A 14,470-nucleotide genomic window follows, 5' to 3' on the forward strand; every position below is an offset into this window, starting at 1 on the left:
AGCTATCTAAAACCAAAATAATGCATAAAATCAAAACCAAAATACTTTTATTAACCCTGCTGGTACTTTGCGGAACTTTTGTTTCGGCTCAGGAACAAGATCGCAACGATTGGGAAAATCCGCAAGTATTTCAAATTAACAGAGAACCCGCGCGTGCCGCTTTTCTTCCTTATGCAGACGAAACTTCCGCAATAAGTGATAAATATGAAAATTCTCCGTGGTATTTTTCTCTAAACGGGCAATGGAAATTTGCGTGGTCGCCAACACCGGATCAGCGCCCGAAAGATTTTTATAAAACAGATTTCAGTACACTGCATTGGAAAGAACTTCAAGTGCCCTCAAATTGGGAACTGAATGGTTACGGAGTACCAATTTATACCAATATAACCTATCCTTTTGAGAAAAACCCTCCTTTTATCAATCATTGGGATAATCCTGTGGGATCTTATAAAAAAGATTTTGTACTGCCGGAAAATTGGAAAAACCGACATGTTTTTCTACATTTTGAAGCAGGAACGTCTGCTATGTATATTTGGGTAAATGGTGAAAAAGTAGGCTATACCGAAAACACCAAAAGTCCGGCAGAATTTGATATTTCGAAGTACTTAAAACCAGGAAAAAATAATTTGGCTGTAGAAGTTTACAGATGGAGTGACGGTTCGTATCTGGAAGATCAGGACATGTGGAGACTTTCCGGAATTGATAGAAATGTGTATTTGTACAGTACAGATAATGTTCGGATTTCGGATTTTTTTGCCAAACCAGATTTGGATGCAAAATACAAAAACGGAAGTTTAAATGTAGAAGTAAGTTTAAAAAACCTGACTTCAACTGCTGTTAACAATCAAAAATTGACGGCGAAATTGGTAGATGCTTCAGGAAAAAATGTATTTACAAAAGAATTGAATGTCAATTTTGAAGCATCAAAAATTAAGACTTTAAATTTTTCTCAAAATGTTTCCAATCCAAAATTATGGAGCAGTGAAACGCCAAATTTATACACCTTGCTTTTGACCTTAAAAAATGCAAAAGGTGATATTGTAGAAACCGTTTCCACTCAAATCGGATTCAGAAAAGTAGAATTAAAAGACGGACAATTACTGGTAAACGGAGTTCGCTTAATGGTTCATGGGGTAAACATTCACGAACATAATCCGAAAACGGGACATTATCAGGACGAAGCTACGATGATGAAAGACATCAAAATGATGAAGCAACTGAACATTAATTCAGTACGCTGCAGTCATTATCCAAACAATATTTTATGGGTAAAACTATGTAATAAATACGGTTTGTTTTTGGTAGATGAAGCCAATATTGAAAGCCATGGAATGGGAGTAGAAGGACAGCCTCTAATTTGGATGAATCCAAAAACGAATCCGGGTTTTCTTCCGGAATGGAGAGAAGCACATCTGGATAGAATTTATAGCCTTGTTGAAAGGGATAAAAATGCTCCATCGGTAATTCTTTGGTCATTAGGTAACGAAAGTGCCAATGGGCCTGTATTTCACGAAGCCTACAAATGGATCAAAAAAAGAGATAATACAAGATTGGTTCAGTTCGAGCAGGCAAAGGAAAATGAAAACACAGATATCGTTTGTCCAATGTACCCAACAATAGAGCACATGAAAGAATATGCGGCACGTAAAGAAGTTACACGCCCTTATATCATGTGTGAGTATTCGCATGCGATGGGAAACAGTAGTGGTAATTTTCAGGAATACTGGGATATCATTCGCGGAAGCAAAAATATGCAAGGTGGGTTTATCTGGGATTGGGTTGATCAGGGATTTGAAGCAACAGATGAAGTTGGTAGAAAATACTGGGCTTATGGCGGCGATTTGGGAAGCCAGAACTATTTGAACGACGAAAATTTCTGCCATAACGGATTGGTTTATGCAGACAGAACTCCACATCCAGGTGCGTTTGAAGTAAAAAAAGTATATCAGGATATTTTATTTAACGCTATAGATATCAAAAGCGGAGTGATCGAAATCATCAACGATTTTGGCTTTACAAATCTGAATAAATACAACTTTAAATATGAGGTTCTGGAAAACGGAAAAATAATTAAAGAAGGAATTTTTAATGTTGTTTTAGATCCTAAAACGAAAAAGCAGTTTAAGCTTGATTTACCAAAATTACAATCAAAAGATGGGACAGAATATTTACTGAATGTTTTTGCATATACTAAAACAAGTTCTGATTTACTTCCTCAAAATTTTGAAATTGCCAAAGAGCAGTTTGTTATCGGAGAATCCAACTATTTTGTAAAAACAGAAAAAGTAAATACTGCTAAAATTCAGGACGAAAAAGAGCAGTTTGTGTTGACTTCAGATAATGTTGTGGTTAAAATCAGCAAAAAAACAGGATTAATTTCTTTCTATAGCTTAAAAGGCGAGGAATACTTTAAACAATATCCTGAACCAAATTTCTGGAGAGCACCAACGGATAATGATATCGGGAATAAAATGCAGATTAGAGCGAATGTTTGGAGAACTGCAGGTAAAAATACCAGTTTAGAGAGCATTGAGCAGTCGGAGGAAAACGGGAAGCAATATATCGTTGCCAATTTAAAACTGAATGATGTTGCTTCTGATTATACCATCAAATATTCATTAGGAAACGACGGTGCTTTAGAAATAAAAGCATCTTATAAAAAAGGCAATAATCCGGTGCCGGAACTGCCGCGTTTCGGAATGATCTTTACCTTAAAAAACACATTAGAAAATCTGGATTATTACGGAAGAGGACCTTTAGAAAATTATTCAGACAGAAAAACATCATCATTAAAAGGAATTTATTACAGTAAAGTTGCAGACCAATATGTGCCTTATACACGCCCACAGGAAAATGGATACAAGACAGATATACGCTGGTTTAAATTGTCAGGCAATAAAGGAAATGGCCTGGAAATAAAAGGTCTGCAACCTTTAGGGATGAGTACTTTAAATAATTATCCGAGTGATTTCGACGGAGGAATTTCTAAAAAGAACATTCATTCCAGCGATATTACTCCAAGAGAAGAAGTAGTAGTTTGTGTTGATTTAACCCAACGCGGCTTAGGAGGAGACAACAGCTGGGGATTACCTCCTCACGAACAGTATCTATTGACTCAAAATGAATATAGCTACGGATTTATTATAAAACCAATTTTTTAAAGTGATCAGTCTCAGTCTCAGTGTTCAGTCGCAGTTTGCACTGAATACTGAGACTGAACACTGCGACTGAACACTGAAAACCGAGACTAAAAACTGAATACTAAAAAATGAGTAATACTATAAAAGGAAGATTAATTTCTTTGGATGCGCTTCGCGGATTTGTTATGTTTTGGATTATGAGCGGAGAACATATTATTCATGCTCTTGCCAAAGCTGCACCAATTCCCGTTTTTATCTGGATGTCATCGCAATTGCATCATGCAGAATGGAATGGAATTACGTTTTATGATATGATTTTTCCTGTTTTTCTTTTTGTGGCAGGAGTTTCAATGCCGTACTCTTTTGAAAAGAAAATGGAAATGGCTGGTGTAAAAACGCCGCAAGAATTACCGGGTAACGAAAAGCGAAAAATTTACTTATCAATGCTGAGGAGAACCTGTATTTTACTGGTTTTAGGTTTTGTGGTAAATGGATTATTGCGATTCGATGGTTTTGATCATACCCGTTTTGCAAGTGTTTTAGGAAGAATTGGACTGGCCTGGTTTTTTGCCGGAATCATCTATTTAAATTTTGACATAAAAAAACAAGTAATTTGGTTCTTCGCTATTTTGATTGGCTATTATGCCGCAATGAAATGGATTCCTGTTCCCGACTTTGGAGCAGGGGTTTTGACCAAAGAAGGATCACTCGAAGGCTATATTGATCGTCTGTTTTTACCAGGCAGACTGCACAGTACCGTTTATGATCCGGAAGGAATATTTTCTACCATACCTGCTATTGCTACAGCATTATTAGGTGTTTTTACAGGAACATTTTTAAAAGCAAAATACTCTTTTTCTATAAAAGGAAAATTGCTTTTAATGGCTCTTACGGCATTTGTTCTGATTATGGCAGGTTTGATTTGGGATATTAATTTCCCAATCAATAAACATTTGTGGACAAGTTCATTTGTATGTTTTGTCGGCGGATTCAGTATTTTGTTTTTTGTTTTTTTCTATTTGATCATTGACTTGTTCGGTTTTCATAAATGGGCATTTCCATTAATCTTAATCGGTTCAAATTCAATTTTGATTTACATCGCTGCCGAAGGTTTAGTAGATTTTAAACATACAGCAGATTATGTTTTTGGCGGACTTATCAATTTTACTCCGCTTGTATGGCAGCCATTTTTTGCGGCGTTGTCTGTAACCGTTGTACAGCTTCTCTTACTTTATTTTCTATATAAAAGAAAATGGTTTCTAAAAATTTGAGAGACATTCAAATTTAAATACATTTTACTATCTAACCACACAATAACCACACATTATGAATGTATTACAAACCGCAGATTACATTGTTTTCTTTATTTACTTTGTCATAGTCACAGCTTATGGAATGTATATTTACAGAAGCAAGAAAACCGCAGCGACTAGTTCCAACGAATATTTTTTAGCAGAGGGATCACTCACCTGGTGGGCAATTGGAGCTTCATTGATCGCTTCTAATATTTCAGCAGAACATTTTATTGGTATGAGCGGTTCTGGTTTCGCTATCGGACTTGCAATTGCTTCTTACGAATGGATGTCCGCAGCTACTTTAATTATCGTGGCGATGTTTATTTTACCCATTTATCTTAAAAATAAAATATTTACCATGCCGCAGTTTCTGGCCAAACGATACAGCGGAACCGTAAGTACTATTATGGCTATTATCTGGCTTTTAATTTATGTGTTTGTAAATCTTACTTCTATCATTTATTTAGGCGCTTTGGCCATTTCTTCTATTGCGCCGGTAAGCTTTCAGTTTTGTGTTATTGCGCTGAGTTTATTCTCTGTGATTGTAACTTTAGGCGGAATGAAAGTAATTGGATACACCGATATGTTTCAGGTTATAGTTTTAATTCTGGGCGGATTAGTAACCACTTATTTGGCATTGACTTTACTATCAGATCAATTTGGTTTTGGAAAAGATATTGTAAAAGGACTGTCTATTATTGCTGATCAGGCGCCCGGTCATTTGCACATGATCTTAGAAAAGTCAAATCCGCATTATAATGAACTGCCGGGAATGTCTGTTTTGATCGGAGGAATGTTAATCAATAATCTGGCATATTGGGGATGCAACCAATATATTGTGCAGAGAGCTTTAGGGGCCGATTTAAAAACAGCCCGTAAAGGAATTTTATTTGCCGCTTTTCTAAAATTATTAGTTCCGATAATTGCCGTTTTACCGGGAACAGCCATGTTTGTGATGCATTCGAACGGAATGTTTCAACAGGAAATGGTAGATGCTGCAGGAGTTTTAAAACCAGATCAGGCTTATCCAACCTTAATGAATTTACTTCCTGCAGGATTAAAAGGCGTGGCTCTTGCAGCTTTAACAGCAGCAATTGTCGCTTCTCTGGCAGGAAAAGCAAATAGTATTTCGACTATATTTTCTTTAGATATTTATAAAAAATATTTCAACTCGCAGGCAACAGAAAAAAAACTGGTACGTACCGGTAGATGGTGTGTGGTGGTTTGTATGATCATTGCTGCAATTGTAGCGCCGGCACTAAAATCATTAGATCAGGCCTATCAATTTATACAGGAATATGTTGGGTTCTTTTCACCAGGAGTTTTAGCGGTTTTTTTATTGGGAATGTTCTGGAAAAAAACAACACCATCAGCAGGACTTGCAGGTGCATTGTTAACAGTGCCGCTTGCTGCTATATTAAAATTCCTGCCAATGTGGACAGATGGCGCTTTTCCCGATTATCCTTTCCTGGACAGAATGACTATTGTTTTCTTTTTAATTGTGTTTATAATGGTTGGTATTAGTCTGGCAAATCCAGTATCTGAGGAAGAAGCTGAAATACATAAAATAGAAGTCGATAATTCGATGTTTAAAGTCTCATCAGAGTTTATTGTTGGCTCATTTATTATCTGTGGCGTATTAGTGGCTTTATATACCGTTTTTTGGTAAGCTTACGAAATTTTGCCACAAAGGTTCGAAGGCGCAAAATTTTTTGCCACAGATTGTAATTTTTTGTTTCACGCAGATTTAAAAAGATTCAAGCAGATTCTAATGATATTTAAAAAAAATCTAATTAAATCTGTAACATCTGAGTGAAACAAAAAAACTTAGCGACTCTGCGAATTTGCGAGATTAAAAAAATAAACCAAAACTTTGCATAGGCTATCTCAAACAGGGTTTTTAATAAATAAAATGAAATGAAAAAGAAATCTATAATCGCGATCCTGATTTTTTGTCTTTCGCTAACCGTTTCGGCGCAAAAGGTATTTGATATTAAAAAATATGGCGCCGTAGGAGATGGCAAAACCTTAAACACAAAAGCTATTCAAAAAGCGATTGATGCGGCTAATAAAAATAAAGGAGGAAGAGTTGTTTTTTCTAAAGGAAAATTTCTATCAGGAAGCATATACTTAAAAAGCGGAGTGGAACTGTTTTTTGAAGAAGGAGCCATTTTGTTAGGAAGTACCAATCCGGATGATTATCCGAAATATGAAGGAATAAGAGCTTTGATTTTAGCTAATGGATCAAAAAATATTGCGGTAAACGGAAAGGGAATTATAGACGGACAAGGAAGAGAACTGGCATTGGCAATTGATAGTCTGCATCATACAGGAGTTCGAATTGATCCCAAGTACAATTACAGGAGAATGCGTCCTGAAGACGGAAGAGGAAAGCTGATTTCGTTTGTAAAATGCGATTCTATAACCATGATCAATGTCACATTAAAAAACAGTCCGGGCTGGGTGCAGTGTTTTACGGAATGCAAAAATATTGTAATCGATGCTATGACAGTCAATAGTAACGCTTATTGGAACAATGATGGTATTGATGTTAACGGATGTGAAAATGTTCGAATAACAAACTGCAATGTAAATGCGGCAGATGATGGAATTTGTTTAAAATCGGAGTCGCCGGGATTGCAGAACAATACTATTTACATTGCAAACTGCAGGATTAGATCGAGTGCCAATGCAGTTAAATTGGGGACAGGTTCTTACGGCAGTTTCAAAAACGTAACGATCGAGAACATCGAGGTCTATGATACTTTCAGATCGGCAATCGCGATTGAATCTGTGGATGGAGCCGAGATTGAGAATATTAAGGTTTCAAATATTACTGCGGTAAATACAGGAAATGCTATATTTATTCGTTTAGGCCACAGAAATGGAGAGAAGCCGGGTTATATCAAAAATGTATCGATCAAAAATGTAAAAGTGCAGGTTCCTTTTGGTCGTCCGGATATTGATTATGATCTGCGCGGACCAGAAGTTGATTATTTCCATAATCCGTTTCCGTCTTCTATTGCAGGAATTCCGGGGCATTTGATAGAAAATGTGGTTTTAGAAAACATCGAAATTATGTATCCGGGAAGAGCGTCAAAAGGAATGGCGTATCATCCTTTAAGCCGATTAAAAGATGTAAAAGAAAACGTAAATGGTTATCCTGAATTTTCCATGTTTGGAGAAATGCCTTCCTGGGGATTTTACGTTCGTCATGTAAATGGAATCGAAATGAAGAATATAAAATTGATTCTAGAGAAAGAAGATTTTCGTCCGGCTTTTGTTTTTGATGATGTAAAAAACCTTAAGATGAAAGCTATTGATATTCCTTCGGATAAAACTAATCAGATTGTTTTTAAAGATGTTTCGTCTAGCAATCTGGACAGTGAATCTTTAAAAAGAAAAACAGAACCAGAGCAAAATAAGTTTGAATTGCCTGCGCATTGAGACTTTGCCTTTAAAAAATAAACCAAACTTTGCCTAGGCTATTAAACAAGGTTTTTAATAAATAAATGACATGAAAAAAAAATATATAATCGCGATCCTAATTTTTTGTCTTTCGCTAACCGTTACGGCACAGAATGTTTACAACGTAAAAAAATACGGAGCAAAAGGAGATGGCAAAACCAATGATGCGGCGGCCATTCAAAAAGCAATTGATGCCTGTAGTAAAACCGGCGGAAGGGTTTTAATTCCGTCACCCTTTACATTTTTGGCCGGGCCAATTGACGTAAAATCCAAAGTAGATCTTCATATCGAAGCAGGAGCAAAATTATTGGCAAGTCCCGATGAAAAATTATACACCAAAAGCGCTTTCAGAACCAATCCGGGAGAAGGAACGATTTGGATTGGAGGAGAAAACGTGGAGGATTTTACCATTAGCGGAAGCGGCAAAATAGATGGAAACGGAATTTCTTTTATGGGTGAAGAACTGGAAGATTCTTATGTTTTAAAACCTTTTAATGTACTTGATCCAAGACCTCATGTGTTGACTATCATTGGAGGAAAAAATATCAGAATCAAAGATGTTCATATTGGAAATTCGGCATACTGGACTATTCACTTGGTGGGATGTAATGATGTTGTAATCAGTGGTATTACTTTGTTGAACAGCTTAAAAGTCCGTAATAGTGACGGTATCGATTTGGATCATTCCAAAAATGTGCGAATCAGCGATTGTTATATTGAAAGCGGCGATGATTGTATTTGTTTGAAAAACAGAAGAGAATTTGAAGAATTTGGAGCCTGCGAAAATATTACGGTGACCAATTGCACGATGACGAGCAGCAGCTGTGCCATTAAAATTGGTTCAGAAAACATGGATGCGATCAGACAAGTGGTTTTCAATAATTGTATCATTAAAAACAGCAATCGTGCGTTGGGAATTCAAAATCGAGATGAAGGAACAGTAAGCGATGTTACTTTTTCTAATATCATTATCGAAGGTAAATTAACAACAGATACCTGGTGGGGAAAAGCAGAACCCATTTATGTAACGGCTTTTAGCAGAGCAAAAGGAAATCATAAAGATGCCAACTGGCGTTTTCCGAAAGGAGCTACAGAAGGAAAAGTTGGCGAAATAAAAAACATCTATTTTTCTAATATTCAGTGCACAGGAGAAAATGGTGTGTTTGTAAGCGGCGAATCCAAAGAAAAAATCAAAAATATTGTTTTTGACAATGTTAGTGTTTTTATTGATAAAACAACTTCTTTTCCGGGCGGCCTATACGACAGACGCCCTTCTAATGTAGAAGGATTTGTAAAAGGGAGTACTTCGGGATTCTATTTTGATTCAGCAGAACGTATCAAAGTGCAGAATTGTACAGTGCAATGGGGAAAAAACAGACCGGACTATTTTAAATATGCGATCGAAAGTAAAAATGTAGATGAATTAATTGTAACAAATTTAGACGGGCAATCAGCTTTTCCTGCTAAATTAGAGGCTGTAAAAAAATAATTCCTTCCATTGTAAAAACTATGAAAAATAATATCCTTAGAACATTCACCATTTGCATGCTTGTAAGCGGTTTTTATGTAAATGCTCAAAAAACAATTTTAGAAGTTGATGCGTCGAAAACCATCACCAAGATCCAGCCTACCATGTTCGGTTTGTTTTTTGAGGATATCAATTTTGCTGCAGACGGAGGATTATATGCCGAATTGATAAAAAACCGGTCTTTTGAATTTGATAAACCTTTGATGGGATGGGAACAGCCCAATACAAAAAGATCTTCTTTGAATAAGGAATCGGGAAGCGCTGCGCCAGTCAAAATCGAGGCAGACAATACGGTTTTTTGCAGAGTAGAAATCAATAATGCAAAAGGTTACGCTTTAATTAATGAAGGCTTCAGAGGAATGGGAGTCAAAAAAGATGCAAAATATAACCTTTCATTAAAAGCAGCCAATCACAATTCGGCAATTCAAAAGATTATAATTCAGCTTATTGATAAAGACCAAAAAGTAATTGGAGAAACCAGCATTGTTCCAAAATCAGAGCAATGGACAAATTATACGGCATCAATTACAGCAACTCAAACGGTAGCAAAAGCAAAGCTCAAAATAACTTTTGAAGGAACAGGAACGATAGATTTAGATATGATTTCGCTTTTTCCGGAAGATACATGGAAGAATAGAAAAAATGGTCTTCGTAAAGATCTGGTACAACTTTTATATGATATGAAACCTGGATTTTTACGTTTTCCTGGTGGCTGTATTGTTGAAGGAAGAACATTATCGGATCGTTACCAATGGAAAAAATCAGTTGGTAATGTAGACGATAGAGAAACAAAGATGAACCGCTGGAATGTAGAATTCAACCATAAACAAACTCCGGATTATTTTCAAAGTTTTGGTTTAGGATTTTTTGAGTATTTCCAGCTTTCAGAAGATATTGGAGCAGAACCATTACCGATTTTAAGCTGCGGAATGGCCTGTCAGTACAATACAGGAGAATTGGCTCCTATAAACGAACTCGATCCCTATGTGCAGGACGCTTTAGATTTAATTGAATTTGCCAATGGTGCTGTCACGACGAATTGGGGAAAAATCCGTTCAGATATGGGACATCCAAAACCATTTAATCTAAAATACATTGGAGTTGGAAACGAACAATGGGGACCAGATTATATTGACAGATATAAAGTTTTTGAAAAAGCAATAAAAGCAAAATATCCAAATATCATAATTGTTTCAGGAAGCGGTCCTTCTCCTGCAGGCGAACATTTTGATTTTGCTATGGAGGAACTTAAAAAACTAAATGCAGAATTGGTAGACGAACATTATTACGAAAGCCCAAAATGGTTTAGAGAAAACGCAGGACGTTATGATAACTACGACAGAAAAGGCCCAAAAATATTTGCTGGAGAATATGCCGCGCAAAGTGTTTCAGGCGCAAATCCGAATAACAGAAATAATTGGGAATGCGCTTTTTCTGAAGCCGCTTTTATGACTGGATTGGAAAGAAATGCAGAAGTAGTTCATTTAACATCTTACGCACCTTTGATGGCACACGAAGATGCCTGGCAATGGACACCTGATATGATTTGGTTCAATAATTTACAATCTTACGGTTCAGCAAACTATTATGTACAGCAATTGTTTTCAACCAATAAAGGGACAGATTTGTTAAGCATTACCAAAGGCGGAAAGGCTCTAACGGGGCAAAATAGTTTATATGCTTCTGCAGTAAAAGATGCGAATAGCAAAGAAATAATTGTAAAACTGGTCAATACAGCCGAATCAGCACAAGATGTTATTGTTGATTTAAAAGGAGTAAAATTAGGATCAAAAGGCATGATTATAAGACTTTCAAGCTCAAATACACAAGATGAAAATACATTTGCAGATCCGAAAAAGATAACTCCAAAACAAAGTGAGTACAAAATAACAAAAGGAAACCAGCAATTAAATCTTCCGGCTTACTCGATAACGGTTTTAAAACTGAAAATGATTTAATACTTTAATCAGTTTATAAAATGATTTTCAATCTAAAATAAAAATGCATGCTTTACAATTTTCTTAAAAAAAGTTTTTTTCTTCTGTCTGTAATGACAGGATTTGCTTCCTATTCGCAGCAGGATTTAAAACTGCAATACAACCAGCCCGCGGTTGAATGGACCGAAGCTTTACCAATAGGGAATGGTACACTGGGCGCAATGGTTTTTGGAAGAGTAGATTCTGAATTAATTCAGTTGAATGAAGCCACCTTGTGGAGCGGCGGACCCGTGCAGAAAAATGTGAATCCGGATGCTTTTAAAAATCTGGCTCTGATTAGGGAAGCACTAACTAGTGAAGATTTTGAAAAAGCCTATAATTTGACTAAAAACATGCAGGGTGCTTACAGCGAAAGTTTTATGCCGTTGGGAGATCTTATTTTAAAACAGGATTTTGGCGGAGAAAAGCCTGATTTTTACCATAGAAGTCTTGATTTGCAAACCGGATTGACGGTTACCAATTTTCGCATCAGCGGCGTAAATTATAAAAGAGAAATTCTTGCATCTGCACCGGCACAATGTATTGTAATTAAACTTTCGGCCGATCAGCTAAAAAAACTTTCTTTTACCATTGATGCTTCAAGTCTTTTAAGAAATCAAAAATCGATACAAAATCAGTCTTTAGTTTTAAAAGGAAAAGCACCTTCTCATTCAGATCCAAATTACATTGATTACAATAAAGAACCTGTTATTTATGATGATGCAACAGGCTGTAGAGGAATGCGTTTTGAATTAATTGTTAAACCAGTTATAAAAGAGGGAGAATTAAGTTCTGACGGAAATAAATTAGTTATCAAAAATGCATCTGAAGTATTACTTTTCGTTTCAGCAGCAACGAGTTTCAACGGATTTGATAAATGCCCCGACAGTCAGGGAAAAGACGAACATAAATTCGCAGAAAGTATAATTAAAAAAGCTGTTGGTAAAAAATACGAAAGCTTATTAAAAGAACATGTTGCCGATTTTCAGCATTTCTTTAACAGAGTTTCATTAGAACTTAATCAAAAAGAAAACAATAAATCTAATCTGCCAACAGATACAAGATTAGAACAATATGCAAAAGGGGAAAAAGATGCGGGACTTGAAGCTTTATTTTTTCAATATGGGCGTTATTTATTAATTTCCTCTTCCCGCACACACAATACGCCAGCCAATTTGCAGGGAATTTGGAACAATAAACTTCGTGCACCCTGGAGCAGTAATTACACCACAAATATTAATTTACAGATGAATTACTGGCCTGTAGAATCAGGAAGTTTGCCTGAATTGTTTTTTCCGCTTGACGAATTCATTAAAAATGTTTCGGTAACAGGAGCAGAGACAGCCAAAAGTTTTTATCATGCCAACGGTTGGGTATTGCACCATAATTCGGATATATGGGCAACAACAAATCCTGTGGGCGATTTTGGAAAAGGAGATCCAATGTGGGCCAATTGGTACATGGGCGCCAACTGGTTAAGCAGACATTTATGGGAACATTACCAATATACAGGTGATGTGGCATATCTTAAAAAAGTATATCCAATTATAAAAGGTGCAGCAGAATTTAGTTTAGACTGGCTTCAAAAAGACAAAAATGGTTATCTGGTCACTATGCCTTCGACTTCTCCGGAAAACAAATACTACTACGATGGGAAAAAAGGAGGTGTTGTAACCACTGCTTCAACGATGGATATTGGCATCATAAAAGATGTATTCGAGAATACCATCGAAGCCTCTAAAGTGCTCAATACCGATTTAGAATTCAGACAAAAAGTTAGCCAGGCGACAGATCAGTTACTTCCTTTTCAAATTGGAAGCAAAGGACAGCTTCAGGAATGGTACAAAGATTTTGAAGATGAAGATCCGCATCACAGGCATACTTCACACCTTTATGCTTTGCATCCTGCTAATTTAATATCGCCCCTAAAAACTCCGGAATTGGCCGCAGCCGCAAAGAAAACATTAGAATTGCGCGGCGATGACGGTACAGGCTGGAGCCTTGCGTGGAAAGTCAATATGTGGGCAAGACTTTTAGACGGTAATCATGCTTATAAATTATTCAAAAATCAATTAAGATTAACAAAAGAAAACGATACAGAGTATAGCAGACATGGAGGTTGTTATCCGAATCTTTTTGATGCTCATCCGCCTTTTCAGATAGACGGAAATTTTGCCGGAACAGCGGGCGTTATTGAGATGTTAATGCAAAGTCAAAATAAAGAAATTCATTTGCTGCCGGCTCTTCCCGATGCCTGGACAGACGGTGAAATAAATGGGATTACGGCAAAAGGTAATTTTACTGTAGCTATAAAATGGAATGACGGTAAAATGAGTCAGGCAACAATTCTGTCTAATAATGGCGGTAAATGTTCTGTAAGAGCTGCAGCACCATTTGAAATTGAAAAACTGAATATCAAAAGCGCGAAATCGTCTATAGGTTATTCTGCTGTATTTGAGACTAAAAAAGGAGTTTCTTATCTTATAACACCATCAAAGTAGACAAAAATATAATGAAAAACAGACTATAAAAAACGAAATAAAGTGTATACAAATAATATCCTGCTATCCGTCTTTCTCTTCTGGTGCTTATCGGCTTTCAACCCTGTATATCCCAATTGCTTACCTTTTTGGTATTGGTAATTGTTACCGGAATCTAATTCGAAGTGATCATATGGTGAATTGTATATAGTTCTGTTTTTTGGAGCTATTCCCGGTATACGTTCCACCCGAGCGTTAGCGAACTGGCGAAGCAATATTTTGTGCCGAACCCCGGCACAAAAGGCTTTCCACTGCACACAAGCGGAGCTAAGGGCTGCAGGCCCTATTTTGAGTTTGGAGAAATGTAAATTTGAATTCAATTGTTGTATTTCTAATTTACAGGTGGTCCAAAAAATAAAGTATTTTTTCGTAAAATATTTTCTGGTTGTTATGTCTTATAACAAAAACTAATGTATTGATTAGTAATTTTTTAAATAAAAAAAGGCTTCGATTGTTTTCAACTGAAGCCTTTTGGCTGTAGTGTGGAAAAATCAGTTCAATTGATCACTATCTGTCGAAATGA

Annotated in this window: 7 protein-coding genes; all 7 read left to right on the forward strand. The window is 36.4% G+C overall.

Going from position 1 to position 14,470, the window contains the following annotated elements; genetic code table 11:
* Positions 1–20: 20 nt before the first annotated feature.
* The 7 genes from B0M43_RS13100 (at position 21) to B0M43_RS13130 (ending at position 13,908) form a co-directional block, all read left to right on the forward strand.
* The gene (locus B0M43_RS13100; protein WP_078008986.1) at positions 21–3,161 is read left to right on the forward strand and encodes a glycoside hydrolase family 2 TIM barrel-domain containing protein; all 3,141 of its coding nucleotides are present in this window, start codon (positions 21–23) and stop codon (positions 3,159–3,161) included.
* A gap of 107 nt (positions 3,162–3,268) precedes the next feature.
* Positions 3,269–4,411, forward strand: coding sequence for an acyltransferase family protein (locus B0M43_RS13105; protein WP_078008985.1), 1,143 nt, complete (start codon positions 3,269–3,271; stop codon positions 4,409–4,411).
* 55 nt (positions 4,412–4,466) lie between these two features.
* Entirely contained in the window at positions 4,467–6,104 is a 1,638-nt protein-coding gene (locus B0M43_RS13110; RefSeq protein ID WP_078008984.1) for a sodium/sugar symporter, read from the forward strand.
* 248 nt (positions 6,105–6,352) lie between these two features.
* Entirely contained in the window at positions 6,353–7,882 is a 1,530-nt protein-coding gene (locus B0M43_RS13115; RefSeq protein WP_078008983.1) for a glycoside hydrolase family 28 protein, read from the forward strand.
* 70 nt (positions 7,883–7,952) lie between these two features.
* Positions 7,953–9,392, forward strand: a complete 1,440-nt coding sequence (locus tag B0M43_RS13120; protein ID WP_078008982.1) for a glycoside hydrolase family 28 protein — start codon at positions 7,953–7,955, stop codon at positions 9,390–9,392.
* Positions 9,393–9,412: 20 nt separating this feature from the next.
* On the forward strand, positions 9,413–11,389 hold the full coding sequence (locus B0M43_RS13125; protein WP_078008981.1) for an alpha-L-arabinofuranosidase C-terminal domain-containing protein: 1,977 nt from the start codon (positions 9,413–9,415) through the stop codon (positions 11,387–11,389).
* Positions 11,390–11,436: 47 nt separating this feature from the next.
* A complete protein-coding gene (locus B0M43_RS13130) occupies positions 11,437–13,908 on the forward strand; it encodes a glycoside hydrolase N-terminal domain-containing protein (RefSeq protein ID WP_078008980.1) in 2,472 nt (823 codons plus the stop codon).
* Positions 13,909–14,470: the final 562 nt, after the last annotated feature.

The sequence above is a fragment of the Flavobacterium sp. KBS0721 genome, from assembly GCF_002007065.3.
Taxonomy (GTDB): Bacteria; Bacteroidota; Bacteroidia; order Flavobacteriales; family Flavobacteriaceae; genus Flavobacterium; species Flavobacterium piscis.